The sequence below is a fragment of the Pseudomonas sp. MF08875 genome (assembly GCF_059862525.1).
Genome location: NZ_JCBCUW010000005.1, coordinates 76,319 through 96,168, shown reverse-complemented (window position 1 = coordinate 96,168; position 19,850 = coordinate 76,319). Strand labels below are relative to the sequence as shown.

16 protein-coding genes are annotated in these 19,850 nt (G+C 63.5%); 2 read left to right on the top strand and 14 right to left on the bottom strand.

What is annotated here, in order from left to right; translation table 11 throughout:
• Positions 1-33: 33 nt before the first annotated feature.
• From AC19YT_RS04440 to AC19YT_RS04420, 5 genes are all read right to left on the bottom strand, one after another.
• Positions 34-1,455 (bottom strand): PIG-L deacetylase family protein, encoded by a 1,422-nt coding sequence (locus AC19YT_RS04440; RefSeq protein WP_500609825.1) that lies wholly within the window; start codon positions 1,453-1,455, stop codon positions 34-36.
• A 16-nt stretch (positions 1,456-1,471) separates the two neighbouring features.
• Complete coding sequence (locus AC19YT_RS04435; RefSeq protein ID WP_095109515.1) at positions 1,472-2,368, bottom strand: GNAT family N-acetyltransferase; 897 nt, start codon at positions 2,366-2,368, stop codon at positions 1,472-1,474.
• Positions 2,368-4,158 carry a lipid A export permease/ATP-binding protein MsbA gene (gene msbA / locus AC19YT_RS04430; protein WP_095109317.1) on the bottom strand — a complete coding sequence of 597 codons (1,791 nt, stop codon included), beginning with the start codon at positions 4,156-4,158 and terminating at the stop codon, positions 2,368-2,370. Before msbA ends, AC19YT_RS04435 begins: the two co-directional genes overlap by 1 nt.
• A 71-nt stretch (positions 4,159-4,229) precedes the next feature.
• Complete coding sequence (locus tag AC19YT_RS04425; protein WP_500609824.1) at positions 4,230-5,411, bottom strand: O-antigen ligase family protein; 1,182 nt, start codon at positions 5,409-5,411, stop codon at positions 4,230-4,232.
• Between the two features lie 5 nt (positions 5,412-5,416).
• Positions 5,417-6,529, bottom strand: a complete 1,113-nt coding sequence (locus tag AC19YT_RS04420) for a capsular polysaccharide export protein, LipB/KpsS family (protein WP_500609823.1) — start codon at positions 6,527-6,529, stop codon at positions 5,417-5,419.
• 294 nt (positions 6,530-6,823) lie between these two features.
• Between AC19YT_RS04420 and AC19YT_RS04415 the strand changes: the two genes are divergently transcribed.
• Positions 6,824-7,456 carry a BUD32 family EKC/KEOPS complex subunit gene (locus AC19YT_RS04415; RefSeq protein WP_095109314.1) on the top strand — a complete coding sequence of 211 codons (633 nt, stop codon included), beginning with the start codon at positions 6,824-6,826 and terminating at the stop codon, positions 7,454-7,456.
• A 4-nt stretch (positions 7,457-7,460) separates the two neighbouring features.
• Here AC19YT_RS04415 and AC19YT_RS04410 read toward each other — a convergent pair whose 3' ends face one another.
• The 3 genes from AC19YT_RS04410 to AC19YT_RS04400 are packed head-to-tail and all read right to left on the bottom strand — an operon-like array spanning position 7,461 to position 11,378.
• Positions 7,461-8,717: a capsule biosynthesis protein gene (locus AC19YT_RS04410; RefSeq protein ID WP_095109313.1), complete on the bottom strand. Its 1,257-nt coding sequence runs from the start codon at positions 8,715-8,717 to the stop codon at positions 7,461-7,463.
• Between the two features lie 8 nt (positions 8,718-8,725).
• Complete coding sequence (locus tag AC19YT_RS04405) at positions 8,726-9,631, bottom strand: glycosyltransferase family 2 protein (RefSeq protein WP_095109312.1); 906 nt, start codon at positions 9,629-9,631, stop codon at positions 8,726-8,728.
• Positions 9,624-11,378 (bottom strand): carbamoyltransferase family protein, encoded by a 1,755-nt coding sequence (locus tag AC19YT_RS04400; protein ID WP_095109311.1) that lies wholly within the window; start codon positions 11,376-11,378, stop codon positions 9,624-9,626. Before AC19YT_RS04400 ends, AC19YT_RS04405 begins: the two co-directional genes overlap by 8 nt.
• A gap of 398 nt (positions 11,379-11,776) precedes the next feature.
• On the opposite strand from AC19YT_RS04400, the gene AC19YT_RS04395 reads away from it, so the two are divergent.
• Positions 11,777-13,906, top strand: a complete 2,130-nt coding sequence (locus AC19YT_RS04395; protein WP_500609822.1) for a TonB-dependent receptor family protein — start codon at positions 11,777-11,779, stop codon at positions 13,904-13,906.
• Between the two features lie 36 nt (positions 13,907-13,942).
• Here the strand turns inward: AC19YT_RS04395 and AC19YT_RS04390 are convergent, their stop codons facing one another.
• The 6 genes from AC19YT_RS04390 to waaC are packed head-to-tail and all read right to left on the bottom strand — an operon-like array spanning position 13,943 to position 19,850.
• Positions 13,943-15,376: a lipopolysaccharide kinase InaA family protein gene (locus AC19YT_RS04390; RefSeq protein ID WP_500609821.1), complete on the bottom strand. Its 1,434-nt coding sequence runs from the start codon at positions 15,374-15,376 to the stop codon at positions 13,943-13,945.
• On the bottom strand, positions 15,376-16,131 hold the full coding sequence (locus AC19YT_RS04385) for a lipopolysaccharide kinase InaA family protein (protein ID WP_095109308.1): 756 nt from the start codon (positions 16,129-16,131) through the stop codon (positions 15,376-15,378). The genes AC19YT_RS04390 and AC19YT_RS04385 overlap by 1 nt, the downstream gene beginning before the upstream one ends.
• The gene (locus AC19YT_RS04380; RefSeq protein WP_095109307.1) at positions 16,128-16,862 is read right to left on the bottom strand and encodes a lipopolysaccharide kinase InaA family protein; all 735 of its coding nucleotides are present in this window, start codon (positions 16,860-16,862) and stop codon (positions 16,128-16,130) included. Before AC19YT_RS04380 ends, AC19YT_RS04385 begins: the two co-directional genes overlap by 4 nt.
• Entirely contained in the window at positions 16,862-17,668 is an 807-nt protein-coding gene (rfaP, locus tag AC19YT_RS04375; protein ID WP_095109306.1) for a lipopolysaccharide core heptose(I) kinase RfaP, read from the bottom strand. The genes AC19YT_RS04380 and rfaP overlap by 1 nt, the downstream gene beginning before the upstream one ends.
• Positions 17,665-18,789, bottom strand: a complete 1,125-nt coding sequence (locus AC19YT_RS04370; RefSeq protein WP_500598938.1) for a glycosyltransferase family 4 protein — start codon at positions 18,787-18,789, stop codon at positions 17,665-17,667. Before AC19YT_RS04370 ends, rfaP begins: the two co-directional genes overlap by 4 nt.
• Positions 18,789-19,850 carry a lipopolysaccharide heptosyltransferase I gene (waaC, locus tag AC19YT_RS04365; protein WP_095109304.1) on the bottom strand — a complete coding sequence of 354 codons (1,062 nt, stop codon included), beginning with the start codon at positions 19,848-19,850 and terminating at the stop codon, positions 18,789-18,791. The genes AC19YT_RS04370 and waaC overlap by 1 nt, the downstream gene beginning before the upstream one ends.

The following is a 19,850-nucleotide window of genomic DNA, read 5'->3' as shown; positions in this document are numbered from 1 at the left end:
AGCGAAAGTGTGCGGCCGCACCTGAGCCAAGGCTCAGCGGCGGTCATCCGGTGGCAGGGGGCCGAGTGGGCGCACCCAGAAAAGTTCGTGGCGGCGCACCGCTTTGCGGAAGAACTCGTCCTCGCCGGTACGCGGCCAGCGGCGCCCGGCCAGCAGGCGCTGGATCACGCGGCGCACGCGGCGCTTGAACGGTGGCCGGCCCTGCAGGTCGTGCTGCATGCCCAGGGCCATGGCCTTGTCCATCTGCTGCGCGGCGCTCAGGGTCGGGCTCCACAGGCCATCGGCCGGCAGCGCTTCGATGGTCGGCGGCAGGGCGATGCCGTAGCCCGCCGGGCCCATGGGCCAGCGGTCGTTGTCGTGCAGGTGATTGGCGTAAAGCAACAGAGTGCGTGGGCGCCAGGTGCTCTGCTCGATGGCTTGCATCAAGGCGCGAGTGCTGGCCACGTGGTCGCTGTGAGGGTCGAGCTCAGGGTGGGGCGTGAGTACCGCCTCGGGGCGATGCTGTTCCAGCAATTGGGCCAGGTCGGCCACCAGGTTGCGCCAGGTAGGCTGGCCATCGACATCGCCGGGCAGGCGCATGGCGTTGTGCTGGCGCACGGTGCGGATATCGCTTTGCCCCGACTCACGAGAACCGAACGCCTGCTCGGGCTGTTGCGCCATGGCCGGCAATTGCAGGCAGTAATAGCCCAGTTGCACGCAGTTGTGTTGCGCCACACCGCCCCACAACGGCACCGCGAGGCTGTCCCAACTGCGCAGGCGCCCCTTGAGCCGCGCCGCCTCGGCGGCGTCCAGGCCCATGTCGCGAAAGCGTTCGGCTTCGATCTCGCCCTGAGTCAGGGTGACGATGGCCACCTCGGCGGCCCGGCTGTAAAGGCCGAATGCCGCCAGTTCGGCATCGTCCGCATGGGGGGCGATGACCAGCAGGCGTTGCTGGGCGAAATCCGGGTTGTTCAAGGCATGGAGGGTGGCCTGCGGGGCCAGGCGACAAAAGCGCCCGCGCAGGCGCAAGGTACCGGCCGCCAAGGCCTGCTCCTGCCCAGAGAGGTTGAGGAAGCGCACCCCCGCCACGCCACGCTCCAGGTCCTGGCGGTCGTCGCCGATCCACACCTGCGGGTCGAGCAGGCGCCCCAGCCAGTGGCTCTTGACCCACACCTGCAGGACCAGGGTTTGCGCCGTGGCGAAGTTGCCCTCCACGCGCAGGACGCCGTTGGCCAGGGCCACGGGAAACTGCGGCGTGCCGGGCGGGAAGTCGTAGCGGTAATCATCACCCGGGGCGTAGAACAGGTGGTCGGCGAACCAGGCTTCATGGGCGATCCAGCCCAGCAGCAGGAGCAGCGGCAACGGCCACCAGGCTACCAGCAGCCCGAATGCCAGCGTCGCCAGCAACGCGCCCAGCAGCAGCAGGCGTTTGCGTTGGCGATGGCGCTTGAGCAACTGTTGCTTGCGTCCACTCATGGCTGCATAACCTCGCTCACACCTGGTAGACCGGCACCCGGTGGCACCAGCGGTCCTTGTATTCCCGGTCGGCGCGGCCGAACGAGTAGCGCAGCGGCTTGCCCAACGCCCGCGCCTCTTCCCAGGCAGCCTGGGTGTTGACGAAGCTGAGCACGCTGCCAGGGCTGAACTCGCGGTTCTGCGGGTCGACCCCACCGTTGATGTACTCCAGGCTGACCCACTTGGGCGCCTCGACGCGGTAGAGGATTTGCACCGCCACCGGTTCATCGTTGAGGTAGATGAGCGAGCCGGTCATGAACTCGCGCATCAGGCTGAAGACTTCAGTAAGCCGGGCCTTACCCGGCGCCTCGAAACCCCAGCGACGTTGAAACAGATCGGCGTAGATCGCCGCCTGTTCGCTGGCGTTCAATTCAAGCATGGGGCGGATGCTGCCACCGGCCTCTTCCAACAGTCGTTGTTCGCGGCGCTGGTTGTAGCGGAATTTTTTGCTGTAATCCTCGGGCTGGCGAGCCAGCGCCAGGCCTTCGGCTTGCTCGCGTAGGCCGGTGAGGTTGGCGGCGTTGAGTTCGGAAACGTAGCGCATGCGGTGACGTACGCGAGCGCGGGCGTCATCGGCGGCCGGAAGGATGATCTCGGCGTTGCCCAGGTCGAACAAGCCGCGCTTGCCCTGGTGCTTGAGCACGTCCTTGGACAACGCGACATGGCGGCCCCAGGTCGGCATCGCGGCGCACAACTCGCCCTCGACGAACCACCCCAGGTAGCGCACGGCAATACCCGCCAGCCCGGACAGCCGCTCAACCACTTGCGGGTGAGTCGCCACGCTGCCACCAAACGCCTGCCAGGCCTGGGCATAGGCCGAGGCATCGATGGGCGTCCAACCGTTTTCCCGCCAACCACGCCAGTAACTCAGGATCAAGCCAGGGACTCCGTCATCGCTTCGTCGGTGCCTTCGACGAAGTCTTTTTCGTGCAGGCGAGCATAGAAGCCGTTGAGCGCCAGCAACTCGGCATGGGTGCCGCGCTCGACGATGCGGCCCTGGTCCATCAACAGAATCAGGTCGGCTTTTTCGATGGTCGAGAGGCGGTGGGCAATGACCAGGGTGGTGCGGTTTTTCATCACCTGATCGAGTGCGGCCTGGATATGGCGCTCGGACTCGGTGTCGAGGGCCGAGGTGGCCTCGTCGAGAATCAGCAACGGCGCATTCTTGAGCAGAGCCCGGGCAATCGCCAGGCGCTGGCGCTGGCCGCCGGACAGCAGCACGCCGTTCTCGCCCACAAGGGTGTCGTAGCCCTGGGGCATCTGCTCGATGAACTCAGCGGCGTAGGCATCTTCGGCCGCCTTGCGCACATCGTCCATCGGCGCGCCGGCGAGGTCGCCATAGGCGATGTTGTTGGCCACGCTGTCATTGAACAGGGTCACCTGCTGCGTCACCAGGGCGATATGGCGGCGCAGGTTGGTCAGTTTGTATTCCTCGACATCCACCCCGTCGAGCAGGATGTGGCCCTTGTCGTGGTGGTAGAAGCGCGGGATCAGGTTGGCCAGCGTGGACTTGCCGCTGCCCGAGCGGCCGACCAGGGCCACCATCTGGCCTTCTTCGGCGGTGAAGGAGATGTCGTTGAGCACGACCTTGTCGGTGCCCGGGTATTGGAAGCTCAGGTTGCGCACCTCGAGGCGGCCGCTGACCCGTTCCATCTCCTTGGTGCCGGTATCGACTTCCGGCGTTTCATCGAGCTGCTCGAAGATGCTCTCGGCACCCGCCAGGCCCTTCTGGATCGTGGCGCTGACTTCGGACAACTGGCGGATCGGTTTGGGCAGCAGGCCGGCGGCAGTGATGTAGGCAATCAGTTCGCCCGCCGAAGCGTCGCCGCGCATGTACAGCACCAGGTACATCAACACGGCCATGCCGATGTAGATCACCAGTTGCAGTACAGGGGTGTAGATCGACTGGGTGCGGGTCATACCCAGGCTGCGGTTCATGTTGTCGGCGCTGGCCTTGTGGAAGCGCTCGATTTCATAGGTTTCGCCACCAAAGCTGCGCACCACGCGGTAGCCCTGGATAGTTTCCGAGGCAACGTGGGTGACATCCCCCATGGCCACCTGGATTTTCTTGCTCTGCTTGCGGAATTTCTTGCTCGCGCTGCTTACCAGCACGGCGATGATCGGCAGGATCGCGAGCAGGACGAGGGTCATTTTCCAGTTGCTGTACAGCAGGTAGCCGAACAGGAACACCACCGTCAGGCCTTCGCGGATCACCACTTTGATGGCGTCGGTCGCGGCGCCGGTGACCATGGTCACGTTGTAGGTGATGCGCGAAATCAGGTGCCCGGAGTTGTGGTTGTCGAAATAGCGGTTGGGCAGGGTCAGCAGGTTGTCGAACAGCGCGCAGCGCAAGTCGTGGACCACGCCACGGGCAACCTTGGCCAGGTAGTAGTTGCCCAGGAACGAGCCGACGCCTTGGTAGATCGCAATCAGCACGATCAACAGCGGCACCCCCAGCACCAGTGAGACACCGAGAAACTTGGTGTCGTTGGGTTTTTGCAGGGCATCGAGGAAGTGCTTGAGCATGTCCGCCAGCATCGGCTGGCTGGAGGCGAAGAGCACGAAACCAACAATACTGATGGCAAAAGCGCCCCAGTACGGGAGCACGTATTTCAGCAACCGCAGGTAGATCTTCATACTCGATTGCTGGTCGGAATTGGCCATTCGGCACGCCTCGTACATTTGAAAAGACAGACAAGCTGCGGATTGTAACAGCGAACCCCTACCAACATTGACTAAGGCGGGGAAGCCACTGCATTAGCGTCGGTTTCACAACGCACCCGCGCCGCCAGCACCATGCTCAAGCCAATCGGCAACCAGGTAATCAACCAGTCTGCGTTGGGCTTGAGCCAAAGCCCGATGCCATCGGTCATCAGCGACGCCCCGGCAAACACCCACAGCGCCAGCAATGCCCGGCCCAGCGGCTGTGCCCGACAAGTCCAGCCGCGCCAACCCGCCGCCAACCACAGCCAGCCGAACAGCAGCAGGCCGATCACGCCTTCGCGCACGCCGGTGTCCAGGAACAGGTTGTGGGGGTGCTTGAACGCTCGGTCCAGTTGTTCGACAGGGATCCAATACTCATGAAACCCCAGCCCCATCGCCCAGTGGTCGAGCAGCAACTGCATGCCCCCGCCCCACAACTGCGGGCGGTACGACAACCCGCGCTGCAACAGGATGTGCGGCTGGAGCAAGGCAATGGCCGCCAACCCCAGTACCGCCAGAGCCACCAGCCCTGTGCCCAGGCGCGAGGGCCGCGCCACGCTCATCACCAGCAAACAGGTCGCCAGGGCGATCCACACCCCACGGGTCTGGCTAAAGCCCAGGAACGCCACATAGCCGAACGCCGGAATCAACAATAGCAGCATGACCCAAGGCGAACAGCGCCGGGCCTGGACGACGCACAGCCCGAGAATCGCCAAGGCGCCCACGGCGTGGGCCGCCATGATCGCGGTATCCCATAGACCGACAGCCACCAGCCGTCCCTTGATCGGTTGTTCCGCCAACAGATAGAAGGACGTCAGCGAAACCAACGCGAACACACCACCCAGGATAGAGGAATAGAACAACACCGCTTCTACGCGCCACTTCGGACTCTGCGCGGCCAGCACGATGCCCAGCAACGTCAGGGCCACATACAACGTCACCTTGGCCTTGCCGATCACATCCTCGCCCCCCTTGAACGCCAGCACCACGAGGGTCCAAACCATGAACGCAGCAAAGAGCCACCATTCCGGCTGCTTGAGCATCCGCCGTACATCGCGATGCAACAGCGCCAATACAGCCGGCAGCCATAGTAAAAGGGTCAGCAGTTGGTGATAGAGCTTGTTGCTCGGCAAGACCCACGCCCCGCACAGCATCACGATCAAGCCCAGGGATGCCCACACCGCCAGCACATCCTTTGCAAACAGTTTTTTCATGCTTTTCAGCAACCTGTCTTACCCAGCATCCGATTGGCCACTTGCTGCAAATGAGCTGCATCCGCCTCTTTCCAGGCGCCCTTGATGCAGTAGTGTTCAGTCAAGTAGTGCAAGAAATTGCGCCGCAGCGACTCATCCAATGGCCACTGCGGATAGGCCCGCACCAACGCCAGCAGTTGATCGACGCTGTCAGCGTGCATCACCAAGCCTTCGATAGTGAAGAACGCCTGACCCAGCGTCAGCACCGGCTTACCCAATAACAGGCTTTCCAGGCCAACGGTCGAGTTCAGGGTAATGACGAACTGGCTGGCCTCGATCAACTGCTGGGTGGGGTTGCCATTGGCGAACAACAGCCGCTCATGGGTACGCGCATGCAGGTCGGGGTAAACCTCGCGGCTGGAAGGATGCTCCTTGAACACCACGGTTGCACCCGTCTGCTCGACCAGGCGTTCGCCCAGGGCGAACAGCTCGCGCATATTGCGCACCCAGGGCGAAAACAAACGCACCTGGCTGTCGCGGTCGTCCTGAAACGGAATAAAGATGAACTGTTGCGGCAACTCGATCGGCGCCGGGCCCTCGGTACGGGGCTTGCGTGGAATCAGCACGGCTGGGGCGCTGTCCTGCGCCACGGGATAGGGGTAGTTGCGGTAAAACTCGGCCTCCCGTGGCACGGAGTTGAGGTAATTGACTCCGTGCTCATCCAGGGTCGTGGTGCTGGGCAGCAGGCCATTCTCGAAAAAGAAGGTTTTGCAGCCTTCGGGAGCCAGCGCCGCGAGCAGCCGACAATAGCGGTGGGAACCGTTCCAGAACACCAGCGCCTGGGGGCGTTCGCGGTCCAGCAGGGCCTGGGCACGCAAGGCCACCCACAGTAGTTCCAGGCGCAACAGGGCCCGGTACAGGCGCCCCGCGGTCTTGTCTTTGACCCGCCGTTCTTCGCACTTTTCCTCGACCAGGCTCGCCCAGTCGATGCGCGGCAGCACGCTGAAGAGCCGCGACAACCGAGGCCAGGGCATCTGGGCAGGCATGACGATTTTGCCTTCCAGCTCGGTCTCGTTAAGCAAACGATTGAAATACAGACCCTGGTGTTTGGCCAAGGAAATGAACAGCATTGTCGTCATAGGGTGTCCAAAAAAGACCGCATCTATCTCGCCAATACGACACAAGCGCGTACAACAGGTTCGTCGACAACAATTCCCTGTTGCTCGCTGATTTGTGCAGAAAGGATAGAAGCTAGAAATGCTCAGCGGGAGAAAACCAGCGGTGCCTGGAGCGCACAAGAACCGTGGGATCCACGCAATACGAGCCAATTTGCCTGAAAAAGGGCGGCGATTGTAGCACAGCGGTTTTGGCCGCATGCCCACTGCGCTACCATAGCCGGCTGCCCATTCTGTCAGGCCAAGCCCGGAGCCTCGATGCAAACGCTCGACCACAGTCTCTACCTCAACCTGCGCGAGGGCGCCGACGTTCTCGAAGCCGATGGTAAAGGGGATAAAGTCCTGCGCCTGGCCGATGGTTCGATGCTCAAGCTATTCCGCCGTAAACGCCTGCTCACCTCGGCCCTATGGGCGCCTTATGCACAGCGTTTCGCCGACAATTGCCAGGCGTTGCGCGAGCGCGCCATCGAGTGCCCCCGCGTGCGCCAGGTCTACCGCATCCCCAGCGTCGAGCGAGACGCCGTGCACTACGACCCGCTCCCTGGCCAGACCCTACGCCAGTTGCTCGCCGCCCCGGGCCACGAAGGCCTTCGCGGGCAATTGGGCACCTTCATCGCGCGCCTGCATGAAGCGGGCGTCTACTTTCGCTCCGCGCACCTGGGCAACGTGGTACTGACCCCGCAAAACACCCTGGGCTTGATCGACATCGCCGACCTGCGCACCTACCGCAAGCCGCTGCGCAAAAGCCTGCGCCTGCGCAACTTCAAGCACATGCTGCGCTACCGCCAGGACCGTGCGTGGCTGCTCCAGGACAACCAGTTTCTGGAGCATTACCTGGCTCATCAGCGTGTGTGCAACGAAAGGGAATTGAGCCTGGCGCTCAACGCCTGAGGCGTCAGCCTACGGCGGCCAGGGTAATCGTCTCGAAGACCCTGGCCGGGTCTTCGCCGCGCGCCAGGAGGTCCACCAGTTGCACGGTTTTAGCCAGCCCCTGCGAACCGTACACCAAGTGGAAATCGGCAAAGGCCCGGGCCTGGGCGACATGCCCCGGATAATCGAGCTCCAGCGCCTGCAAGCGGCGGGAAAACACCTCGCCATCGCGCACCTGAGCGCCGAAAAACTGCTCGTGGGAAAAGATATCCGCGTCATCCCCGGCATTCACATAGATCACCGGCCGCCCAGCCAAGCCCGCCTCCAACCCGGCGTTGGACATGATATTGACCACCACACTGGACTGCGCCAACGCATCGGCCAAGGTACAGGCCGGCGCCAACAACTCGACATTGCCCAGGCTCGCCGCCGCCTCACTCCAGAACTGCGCCTTGCTGCGCGGGTGGCGCTTGAACAGCACGCGATAATGCCCGTGTGCCGCGGCCCAATCGCGCAGTAAGGCGTAGGTGCGTTGGTAACCGGGCTCTTTCTCCCGGTCCGGACCGACACCGAGGATCAGCAGCGTCTTGAGCGCGGGATCAGCTACTGGCAAATCGTAGGTTTCATCAGCCAGGTAGGAACCCACCAACACCACGGTGGACTCACCAAAGCGCAAGCCGCGTGCCTGCAACGCCATCAGCGAACTGCGGCCAAACACACCGTAATAGTCGAAATCGTTCATCGCCAGGCGCCGCGAAGGCTCTAGGGTCGCCGAGTGCGCCAATTGCAGCAGCGTGGCCCCACGCGCCGCCAGCGCCAAGCGCAGGAAAGGCGCGTGCAGGCTGCCGTTGCGCTCGTTGACAAGGACTTTGGGCTGATATTGGCTGACCAGCCATTGGGCGTGGGCCGCGTAGGCTAGATAGCGCAACGGCACCGGTTCGGGCGGTGCCAACAGCATGCGCTTGGCGCAGGACTCCGGCGCCGAGCGCAGCGCCGCCTCGGCCAATTGCAGGCCCCGATGGCGCACCGCGTCGATCAGAATATTCTTGCGCTGCAACGCCATGGACTTGGGCGCCGAGTGCAGCAACAGCACCTCGCAAGGCGTCGGTTCCAGCACGCGGCTCAAGCACAGCCTGGCACGGACGCCAACTGCCACATCCACCAGAAAGTCGCGCAGCAAACGCAGGGCACTGGCGCAGCGACCATGGCGCTCGCGCAGCAGTTTCCAGCGATAACGATCCAGCTCACGGGCCTTTTGTGCCCAACTTCCCTGTATAGGCATCAACACACTCACGCGAAAAGCAATCGGATGGCCTTGCGGGTATAGGACCAGCGCATCAGCGAACGCCAGTCCGTGCGCACGGCCAGGGCATAGAACTTCCTGGCATTGGCGTAATCACCCGCGCTGTAGCAATCGCGGAATAACGACAGGCAGCGCTGGGCCAGGAACGCCTGGCGCAAGTCCTGCAAATCAGCGGGCATGCGCGCCGGGGAAAACACTTCCTCCACCATGCCCACACCGGCCGCCAGGCTCTGCTTGAGGTCGTGGCGCATGCTGCCCGGGTGCTTGTAGATCAGTGCCAATGGCTGGTCGAGCACACTGCACGGGAACCGCGCCAGCACCTGGGCGAACACCGGCAGGTCTTCGGCGTTACGCAAATGCTCGGGATAATTACCGGGCGCGAACACCTCGCGGTGCATGGCGCAGGCGCCATTGGACAGCGACACGGTCTTGTCCAGCAAGTACCCACGCACCCGTTCGCGCGCCGTGACGGGCAAAGGCTTAACGTGATGCAGCGTACGGGAGCCGTCCTCGAACACCGACCAATGGCCGCCGATAATCAACCGCGTCTGGGGAGCGGCCGCAATATGCTGCGTCACTGCCTTCAGCGCCCCCGGCGCCATCTCGTCATCGGCGTCAAGAAAGATCAGGTACTGTCCCTTCCCCTTCAGGATGCCCAGGTTACGCACAGAAGCCAGGCCGCCATTGACCTTGCGTATCACGCGAAAAAGCCCCGGGTGCTCATCCTGCAAGTGCTCCAGCACCTGAGGAGTTTCGTCCGTGGAGCCATCATCGATGACCAACAGCTCTGCGTTCGCCTGCCCTAGCTGCGCCAACACCGAGTTCACCGCACGGGGCAAGGTCTTGGCGTAGTTGTAGGCCGGGATAACAACGCTAATCAGTAATTCAGTCAACGGTGTAGTCGTCCGCGCCATCCTTGACCACCAAAATGTCTTCCATGATGAGGTACTGCAGATCCGAGCCGAAGAACATATTCAGCGCATCGGTGGGCGAGCAGATCATCGGCTCGCCACGGCGGTTGAGCGAGGTGTTCAACGACACGCCATTGCCGGTCAGCACCTCCAGCGCTTTCATCATGTCGTAGTAACGCGGGTTGTAATCGCGCTTGAGCACCTGGGCGCGGGATGTACCGTCTTCGTGGACCACCTCCGGCACGCGGGTTTTCCACTCCTCGGCCACTTCGAAAGTGAAGGTCATGAACGGCGCCGGGTGATCGACCTTAATCATCTGCGGCGCGACGGTGTCGAGCATGGACGGGCAGAAAGGCCTCCAGCGCTCGCGGAACTTGATCTGGTGGTTGATCCGGTCCGCCACGCCGGTGGCGCTTGGGCAACCGATGATCGAGCGCCCGCCGAGGGCACGTGGGCCGAACTCCATGCGGCCCTGGAACCAGGCCACCGGATTGCCATCCACCATGATCTTGGCGATTTTTTCCGGCATGTTGTCGAGCTTGCGCCACGTCGGCGCACTCGGGTGACGGGCGCAGGCCGCGATCACATCTTCGTTGCTGTAGGAAGGGCCGAGGTAGACGTGCTCCATCTTCTCCACCGGCACGCCACGGGCATGGGACACATAGGCTGCGGCACCTACCGCAGTGCCGGCGTCACCGGATGCAGGCTGCACGAACAGTTCCTTGATGTCATCGCGCGCGATGATTTTCTGGTTCAGCTTGACGTTCAACGCACAGCCGCCAGCGAAAGCGAGCTTGCCGGTTTCCTTGAGCACGTCACCCAGGTAGTAGTCGATCATCTGCAACGCCAGTTTCTCGAACAGCGCTTGCATGCTCGCGGCGTAGTGGATGTACGGCTCGTCGGCGATATCGCCTTCGCGCTTGGGGCCCAGCCACTCGATCAGCTTGGGCGAGAAGTAAAAGCCCTTGCCGTTCTCTTTGTAGCGACGCAGGCCAATGACGTTGGCGTAGTCGGTGTTAATCACCAACTCGCCATTCTCGAACGAGGCCAAACGCGAGAAATCGTACTTGCTGGCATCGCCGTAGGGCGCCATGCCCATGACCTTGAACTCGCCGTCGAGCATCTCGAAACCGAGGAACTCGGTGATCGCGCCGTAGAGGCCGCCCAGGGAATCCGGGTCGAAGAATTCCTTGATCTTGTGGATCTTGCCGTTTTCGCCGTAGCCGAAGAACGTGGTGGCGTACTCGCCCTTGCCGTCGATCCCCAGGATCGCGGTTTTCTCTTTGAAACCGGAGCAGTGGTAGGCGCTGGAGGCGTGGGCCAGGTGATGCTCGACCGGCTCGATCTTGATCTTCTTCGGGTCGAAGCCCAGTTGCTCCAGGCACCAGACGATTTTGTTGCGATAACGCTTGTAGCGCCGGTTGCCCATCAGGATCGCGTCAAGGGCGCGGTCCGGGGCGTACCAATAGCGCTTGGCGTAGTGCCAACGGGCCTTGCCGAACAGGCTGATGGGTGCGAACGGGATCGCCACCACATCGACGTCGCCGGGCTTGATGCCGGCCTGTTCCAGGCAGAATTTCGCCGATTCGTAGGGCATGCGGTTCTTTGCATGTTTGTCGCGTACGAAGCGCTCTTCTTCAGCCGCTGCGATCAGCTTGCCGTCGATATACAGGGCTGCGGAAGGATCATGGCTAAGGGCGCCGGACAGGCCAAGAATCGTCAATGCCACAGGGGTCTAGCCTCTAGTAAGTCTGCATGCGGGCGGCGGGCGCCCGAGATGAATGTGCCCTCGCACAGCGGCGACAGGCAGTAAAAGGGCGGGATTATAGCCTAATAAGGCCAGGGTCTGTAGACACGCCTTTGACGCAGGCCAAGCCCTGTGGCAGCCAGCCCAGGCGCGCAACATCGAGCCTGCCGGTTCGCTACTCGCCAGCTACCCTGCTCACAGGAGCGCGACGCGCCGGGACTTTTTCCCGCGCCACCACCACCAAAGGACAGTATGGCGAGGCCGTCAATAACGATAGGGTGCTAAATAAATCCGCCCGCCACGCTCATCAATCGTTACACTCGCGCCCCTTTTTTTGCCGCCACCCTGCGTGCGGCCCACTACGGACCTTTACCACCCCAATGAAAACAGTTGCCCGCGCCCCTTTCGTCCTCCTCACGCTGTGGGGCTTTATCGGCACCAGCCATGCCCAAAGCCCCGCCCTGGAGCTCGACCCCAGCGTGGTCAGCGGCTCGCGCAGTATCAGCTCCAGCTTTGACCTGCCCTACTCCGTGGACGCCATCAGCCGCGAGCAGATCAGCGACGGCCAACTGGGCATCAACGCCTCCGAAGCACTGTCACGCGTGCCGGGGTTGGTGGTGCAAAACCGCCAGAACTATGCACAGGACTTGCAGATTTCCTCCCGCGGCTTCGGCGCTCGCTCGGCCTTCGGCGTGCGCGGCATCAAGCTGATCGCCGACGGCATCCCCGCCAGCACCCCGGACGGCCAGGGCCAGGCTGCCACGTTCAACCTCGACACCGCCGAGCGCATCGAAGTGCTGCGCGGCCCGGCCGCCAGCCTGTACGGCAGCAACGCCGGCGGAGTGATCCAGATGTTCTCCCGCGAGGGCGAAGGCCCGCCGCGCATCGGCGCCGAAACCCTGTTCGGCAGCGATGGCCTGAACCGCAACCACCTCAGCGCCGAAGGCGAGGTGGAGGGCGCAGGCTTTGTCCTCGATGCCTCCAGCCTGGACACCGACGGCTACCGCGACCACAGCAGCGCACGCCGCGACCAGACCTTCGCCAAGCTCAACTTCAAGCCCGACGATGACAGCAAGATGGCGCTGATCTACAGCAGCCTGGAACAGAACGGCACCCAGGACCCGCTGGGCCAGACCTGGGCGGGGTACAAGGCCGACCCGCGCTCGGTGACGCCGAACGCCCTGAACTACAACACCCGCAAAAGCATCGACCACCAGCAACTGGGCATGAACTACGAACGCTATATCGGCGACGCGACCTTGCAGGTCAACGCCTACACCGGGCAGCGCAGCGTGATTCAGTACCTGTCGATTCCCAAGACGATTAAAAACGACAAGGGCGAGACCATCCCCAATCCCGCCAACGAACGCGGCGGCGGCGTGGTGCAGTTCGACCGCACCTTCTACGGTGCCGGCGTGCGCTGGCTGCAACCGGTTGAGGGCGTGGCCGGCGAGCTGACGCTGATCGGCGGCCTGGACTTCGACCAGAGCCAGGACGACCGCCACGGCTACCAGAATTACAAAGGCAGCCAGTTGGGGGTCAAGGGCGAGGAGCGTCGCGACGAAGTGGACACCGCCCGCAGCCTCGACCCCTATATCCAGGCCAACTGGGCCCTGGGCCGCTGGACCCTGCAAGCCGGCCTGCGCCACAGCACCATGGAAATGGACGTTGACGACAAGTTCCTCAGCAACGGCGACGCCAGCGGCAACAAGCGCTACCAGAAAACCACACCGTCCATGAGCGCCCTGTACGCCTTCACCGAGAACCTGCACGGCTACGTCAGCGCCGGCAAAGGCTTCGAGACCCCGACCCAGGCCGAACTGGCCTACGCCCCCGGCGGCGACGAAGGCTTCAACTTCGGCCTCAAGCCCTCGCAAAGTACCCAGTACGAAATCGGCCTGAAAGCCAAGGTCGGCCAGGACACGCGGATCAACGCCGCGGTGTTCCAGATCACCACCGAGGATGAGTTGGTGGTGGCTGGCTCCGACGCTGGCCGCACCAGCTATCAAAACGCCGGCCGCACCCTGCGCCGCGGCTTCGAGCTGGGCCTGGAGAGCCAACTCAGCGAGCACTGGAGCACCAGCCTGGCCTACACCCGCTTGCAGGCCACCTATGACAGCGACTTTGTCAGCGTAAGCGGAAAGACTAAAAACCCAGTCGACAAAGGCAACTACCTGCCCGGCGTGCCCCAAACCACCCTCTTCGCCGAGCTGAACTGGAAACCCCGGGACTGGGTCAGCACCGCCGTCGAAGGCCTGTACCGCAGCAAGGTCTACGTCGAAGACACCAACCAGCAGCGCGCGGCCCCGGCCTACAGCGTGTTCAACTGGCGCGCCCGCTTCGAGCAGAAGGCCCAGCACTGGACCTTCCACCAGACCCTACGCCTGGACAACCTGCTGGACCGCCAGTACGTGGGCTCGGTGATCGTCGGCGACGGCAACCACCGCTACTACGAAGCCGCGCCGGGGCGCTCGTGGTATGCGGGGGCGGGGGCTGAGTACAACTTTTGACGTGACGCGGGAACAGGCTTGTGCCGGAACCAGGGCTTACCGAGGTAAGCGCTGGTCGATCACCCGGTACAGGGCGCTGTCCGGCGCCCAGTTACGCATGAACCGCGCGCGGTCGCGGGCGTAGGCCGGGGCGAAGCTGCTGGCGGATGAGTGCTGGCACATCGAATCCAAGTCGATCAGCGCCCAGCGGTCCTCGTGCCAGAACAGGTTGTGGCCCTTGAAATCGCCGTGGCTGATGCGCTCGCGGATCAATTCGGCGAACAGTTGATCCAACGCCTGCAACTCACGCTCGGGCGCGGCACCGCTGGCCACGTAGGGGGCAAAGCGCTCGAGAATGTCCGGGCCCGGCAGGTACTCGGTCACCAGGTAAGCGCTACGGCGTAGCCACAGAAAGCGTTTTTCCAGCAAGGCCAGTGGCTTGGGCGTGGCGATCCCCAGGAACACCAGGCGATTGCCTTCACGCCAGGAGTGCCAGGCGCGGCTCGGGCGCCAGAAGCGCTTGAGCCAGTGGGCAAAGCCCTTGATGTTGTAGCGCTTGATAAGCAGGGTGCGCCCCGCCACGTCCACCCGGCCCACGCTGGCCGCGCCGCCGGTTTTATACAGGTGGCCCTGGTCGAGCAAGGCGTCGGCCTGCTCCAGCACCGGCAACATGGCCGCTTCTTCTTCGCGGCGGATGGCGCGCAACATAAACGCACCACGCTGCACGGCGAACAGGGTGCATTCGCGGCCAACCTTTTTCAGCCAATCGCGCAGGCGCCAGGCCCGCACGCGATCGACCTGCTTTTGCAGGGATTCGAGGGGCAAGGCGTGCTCGCCGTTGCTGAGCAGGTAATGCACCAGCAGCTCTTCGGTGAAGGGCTCCAGGGCCTTGGGCAACTGGGCGAAAAACACCCCGAGGTTTTCCAGCACCTTGTCCCGCGACAGGGGTTTACCGGCCTGTTCGGCGCAGATCCCCGCACCGTCGATCAAATACAGCTCACCGCCGTGGCGCAGCAGGTTATCCAGGTGCAGGTCTTCCTGCCACAGGCCTTTGGCGTGCAACTGGCCGATGGCGGCCAGGGCTTCGCCCAGCACCGCGACTTGCTCGTCGGCCAGCACCGGCAGGGCTTGTACCGCTTGCCAGGCCTCGCCCAGGCTCTGCGCGCCTTCCAGGTACTCGAACAACAGCCAGCCGCCCGCGCCTTCCTGCAAGCCATCGGCCAACAGCAGCGGCGTGGTCAGGCCCTGTTCGGCGAGCAAACGCACACCGGCCAGTTCACGCTGAAAATGCCGCGCAGCCTTGCTGCCCACCAGCAACTTGGCCAGCACCGCCCGCCCGCGCCAGACCCCAGCCCCCACATAACGCTGGCCCGGCAATACCCGCAACAGGCTGAGCAACTGCAAATCAGCAGGCCCCGCGGCGTCGGCCAGGGTCAGGCTGATGGGTAGCGCGGGCGTGCGACCGGCATTTTTGAGTTCGGACAAACCCATCAACGGGCCTCCTTATGGCTACTGCGTGCGCCCAGGCGTACGAGCCAGGCGTCCACCAGGGTGCTGTCGGTGGGCTGGTCCAGGTAGGCCGCCAGCAATATGCGTACATCCGCCGCATTCCATACTCGCGCCGTGCGGCGCAACAAGGGCTCCAGGTCCTTGACCCGGTCGCGCACGCCAAACAGCAGGGGCCGGGTTTTCTCCAGGTCGATCAACTGGGCCTGGTAACCGTCGCCACTGGCCTGCAAAAAGATGTGCTTGGGGTAGAAGCAGCCGTGGATCTGGCGCAAGCCGTGCAGTTGGCGGGCCAGCACGCCACAGGCCTGCAAAATTGCCCGGTGCTGTACAGCGCTCAGCTCGGCCCAGCGCTGCAACAGCGAATCGAGGTCGTCCCAGCCGTCCAGGGCCCGGGTCAGCAGCAGCGCACGGGTTTCGCCGGGCACTTTGCGCTCGCCGAAAAACGCCGCCTCCAACGCGGGGATGCCCAGGCGCTGGTAACGGCTGATATTACGAAACTCCCGGGCGAAGCTCGGCTCGCCAAACGGGCGATGCAAGGTGCGGGTCAGGTAGTTGCTCTGGCGCTTGAGGTAGAAGCCCTGCCCTTCCAGGTCCAGGCGATACACGCTGCTCCAGCCGCCACGGCTACTGTTGGGCTCGTCCACCGCCTCAAGCTCTTTGGCCCAGAGCGCGTCGAAAGTGCCCAGGCCATGACGTTCCAGCAAGGCGCGATCCTGCGCCGACATAAAGTCCATCATTCGCGCCCCTCGAAAAATCTCACCACGTGCCGCACCCGCTGCTTATCCGCCGCATTGAGGCGCAAGCGTTGGGTGTATTGCAGGTAAAAGCGCAGGCGCTGGGTGGCCGAAAGATGATATTTGGCCACTTTGTCCAGGCACGCCAAGTCCTTGGTAATACGGTATTTGAGCCAGAAGCCGCGCCAGAAATCACCGTTGGGGCAGTCGATCAGATAGAGGCGATCCTCTTTATCGATCAACAGGTTGCGCCACTTCAGGTCGTTGTGAGTAAAGCAATGCTCGTGCATCGCCCGAGTGTAGAGCGCCAGTTGCCGGCTCAGGCCATCGACCCAGGCCCGGTCCTTGAGGCGCGGGTCCTGGCGCTTGGCCAGGGCCGACAGGTCTTCGGTGTGCGGCAGCTCGCGGGTAATCATCGCCCCGCGGTCATAGGCCAGGCCTTTGCGTTCCAGGCCCCAGGCAATGACGTCGGCGGTGGGGATGCCCCACTTGGCGAAGCGCTTGAGGTTCTGCCATTCGGCCTTGACCCGCGGCTTGCCCAGGTAACGGCGCAGGCCCTTGCCGGCGCCCCTGTAGCGCTTGACGTAGTAGTGAATGCCGCCACGTTCGACGCGGATCACTTCCGACAAGGGGTCGTGGGTCAGGCGTTCGCCCTTGAGGGCAAATACGGCGTCCAGGCTGCCGAAGTCCTGGTCCAGGTGACGGTAGGCCGGCTCCAGGTTCCAACCCGCCATCAGAGCGCATCTCCGTAACGCTGCTTGCGCTCGTAGAGTTTCTTGGCCCGGCCCTCCAGGCGCGACAGCAAGGGCGCTTCGTCGCGCAGGATCTGGCGCAACGGCAGCAGGAAATAGCCCTTGAGAAAGCGCAGCTTGTCACGCGGGGTCAGGCCGATGTCCAGCGCCGAGAAGTAGAGCGCGGCCAGGTCCTTGTTGCGCCAGCGCTTGGTAATGGCCGGGCGGGTCTGGGCGCGGTGCAGGTCGATGACCGACAGTTTGAGGTCGTCGGCGCGCACCGGTTTGTCGGTGTGCAGCAGGAAGTGGCAGATGTAGCAGTCGCGGTGGTTGACCCCGGCGCGGTGCATCATGCCGGTCATGCGCGCCACTTCGTCGATCAGCGCACGCTTGAGGCGCGGCGCCGGCGGGTGGGCGCGCCAGTCGAGGCTGAAGTCTTCGAGGCTGATGGTCGGCGCCAGTTCTTCGGTCACGATGAACGAATGCTGGTCCGCCGGGTTGCTGCCCCGCTCGCCATAGGCCACGGCGGTCATGGTCGGCACGCCGGCCTGATGCAAGCGTTCCAGCGCCCGCCATTCCTGGCCGGCACCGAGTACCGGCAGCTTGGCGGTGAGCAGGTTTTTGAAGATTTCGCCCCAACCGATGCCGCGGTGGATTTTCACGAAATAGCCGCGCCCTTCGACCTCGGTGCGCAGGGTGCGGCGGGCCTCCAGTTCGCGGTAAACCTGGCCGCTCAAGGCTTCGACTTCGGTGAACGCATCGCGCCCGGCCCAAAGGCGCTTGAACGGTTCGGCGAGAATCAGTTTCATTGCGCTTGCTCCGCCAAAATCACATCTGCCGCGTGCTGCGGCATGCTGTAGAGGTCGGCCGTGTCGGCGAAGGCCAGGCCGTTGAGGCTCCAGGCCTTACGGGCCGCATCGTCGGCCAACATGGTGGCCAGGTACTGCGCCAATTGGGCTTGGTCGAAGGGTTCGTCCAGCACCAGGCCCGCGTCCGCCTCGCGGATGTAGTGGGCATAACCGCACACCGCGCTGACCAACACCGGCAACCCCGCCACCACGGCTTCGAGCAGCACGGTGCCGGTGTTTTCGTTGTACGCCGGGTGGATCAACAGGTCGGCGCCCAGCAAGAAGCGCGGGATGTCGCTGCGCCCCTTGAGGAACTGCACCTGGTCGCCCAAGCCCAATGTGGCACTTTGCAATTGGAATACCTTGGGGTCGTCCTGGCCGATTACAAACAGCCGCGTGCGTTTTTTCAGTTCCGCCGGCAGCGCCGCCAGGGCCTTGAGGCTGCGGTCCACGCCCTTGGTCTTGAACCCGGAGCCGATCTGCACCAGCAGCAGGTCGCTGTCGCCCAAGTTGAACTCACGGCGGAACTGCGCACGGATTTCGTCGGCATTGGCCGGTGCGCGGCGGTCCTGGGCGATGCCCGGGGGCAGCAGGTGGAAGCGCTCCAGCGGCGTGTCGTAGTGCTTGATGAACAGCGGTTGTTGCACCTCGGAGATCATCAGCACCTGGGTTTTCGCGTCTTTGCCGAACACCGCCCGCTCGTACTCGGCAAAGTGCCGGTAGCGGCCCCAGCGGCGGTACAGCGGGTTGCGCAGGGTTTGCGCCTTGTCTTCAAAACAGCCGTCGGCGGCGTAGTAGACGTCCAGGCCGGGCATTTTGTTGAAGCCGATCAAGCGGTCCACCGGGCGGCGGGCCAGGTCGGCCTGCATCCATTCGGTGAGTTTTTCGTTGCGCCTGTGATTGAAGAACGCCTTGACCGGCGCCACCAGCACCTCGAAACCGGGCGGGATATCGCCTTCCCAGATCAGGGTGTAGACGCGGATCTGGTGCCCGCGCTGCTGGCACTCCAGGGCGATGCGCATGAAGTCGCGCTGCAAACCGCCAAACGGGAAGTATTTATAAAGGACGAAAGCCAGTTGCATCAGCGCAATTCCTCAGCCAGTAACAACGTGCTTAAACGGCTAGCAACACGCTCGGGATTGACGCGAGTGAAGCACAGCGGCCACTCGCGCTTGAGATCGAACCGCTGCTGGTCCCGCGCAGTCGGTTGATAAGTGCATTTTTTTTGCAGGCACGGCGCGCAGGGAAAATCGCTGGCCAGGTGCACCTGGCTCTTGCCGTAGGCGCCAGTCAGGCCGACGTTGGTGGGGCCGAACAGGGAGATGGTCGGCACGTCCAGCGCCGCGGCCAAGTGGCCTAACCCGGTATCCACCGCCACGCACGCCTGGGCGGCGGCCAACACTTTGGCCACACCGGCCAGGTTCAATTTGGGCAGCACCTGGGCATGGGGAAAACCGCTGGCGATGCGCTCGGCCCGGGCCTTTTCCGCCGGGTTACCCCACGGCAGCTTCACTTCCAAGCCATGGTGGCCCACGCGTTCGGCCAACTCGCGCCAATAGGCTTCGGGCCAGTGCTTGGTGTCCCAGGTGGTGCCGTGCAAGAACAGCACGAACGGCTGGCGACGCGGCAGCTCCACCAGTTTCTCGATGCTCAAACCGTAGTCGCCCAAGCCCTTGGGCAAGTCGTAGCCCAGGGCCACGGCGAACAACTGGCGCAGGCGTTCAACCGCATGCTGCCCACGGGCCACTGCCAAGCGCCGGGAATAGAAGCGCGCCGCCAACGGCTCGCGGGCCGACTGGCGATCGAAACCGGCCACCGGGGCGCGAACATAGCGGGTCAGCCAGGCACTTTTGAGCAGGCCCTGGGCGTCGATCACTAGGTCGTATTTGTTGGCGCGCACGCTTTGCTTGAAGCGCCGCCATTCGCCACTTTTGAAGGTTTGCCAGAGGTTCTGCCGCCAGCGGCGGATCGCCACGGGCAACACCTTGCCCACGGCCGGGTGCCAAGTGGGGATCTCGGCGAAGCCTTCTTCCACCACCCAATCGAAGGTGATGCCGGGGATGGCACGGGCGGCGTCCGTCAGGGCGGGCAAGGTGTGGATGACGTCGCCCAGGGACGAGGTCTTGATGAGCAATACCCGCAA

Bases quoted from the DNA above. Each gene is read 5' to 3' on its own strand.
- AC19YT_RS04395 (WP_500609822.1), top strand. From the start codon at position 11,777: ATGAAAACAGTTGCCCGCGCCCCTTTCGTCCTCCTCACGCTGTGGGGC.
- AC19YT_RS04425 (WP_500609824.1), bottom strand. From the start codon at position 5,411: ATGAAAAAACTGTTTGCAAAGGATGTGCTGGCGGTGTGGGCATCCCTG.
- msbA (WP_095109317.1), bottom strand. From the start codon at position 4,158: ATGGCCAATTCCGACCAGCAATCGAGTATGAAGATCTACCTGCGGTTG.
- AC19YT_RS04440 (WP_500609825.1), bottom strand. From the start codon at position 1,455: ATGAGTGGACGCAAGCAACAGTTGCTCAAGCGCCATCGCCAACGCAAA.
- AC19YT_RS04410 (WP_095109313.1), bottom strand. From the start codon at position 8,717: ATGCCTATACAGGGAAGTTGGGCACAAAAGGCCCGTGAGCTGGATCGT.
- AC19YT_RS04385 (WP_095109308.1), bottom strand. From the start codon at position 16,131: ATGATGGACTTTATGTCGGCGCAGGATCGCGCCTTGCTGGAACGTCAT.
- AC19YT_RS04420 (WP_500609823.1), bottom strand. From the start codon at position 6,529: ATGACGACAATGCTGTTCATTTCCTTGGCCAAACACCAGGGTCTGTAT.
- AC19YT_RS04370 (WP_500598938.1), bottom strand. From the start codon at position 18,789: ATGCAACTGGCTTTCGTCCTTTATAAATACTTCCCGTTTGGCGGTTTG.
- AC19YT_RS04380 (WP_095109307.1), bottom strand. From the start codon at position 16,862: ATGGCGGGTTGGAACCTGGAGCCGGCCTACCGTCACCTGGACCAGGAC.
- AC19YT_RS04390 (WP_500609821.1), bottom strand. From the start codon at position 15,376: ATGGGTTTGTCCGAACTCAAAAATGCCGGTCGCACGCCCGCGCTACCC.
- rfaP (WP_095109306.1), bottom strand. From the start codon at position 17,668: ATGAAACTGATTCTCGCCGAACCGTTCAAGCGCCTTTGGGCCGGGCGC.
- AC19YT_RS04415 (WP_095109314.1), top strand. From the start codon at position 6,824: ATGCAAACGCTCGACCACAGTCTCTACCTCAACCTGCGCGAGGGCGCC.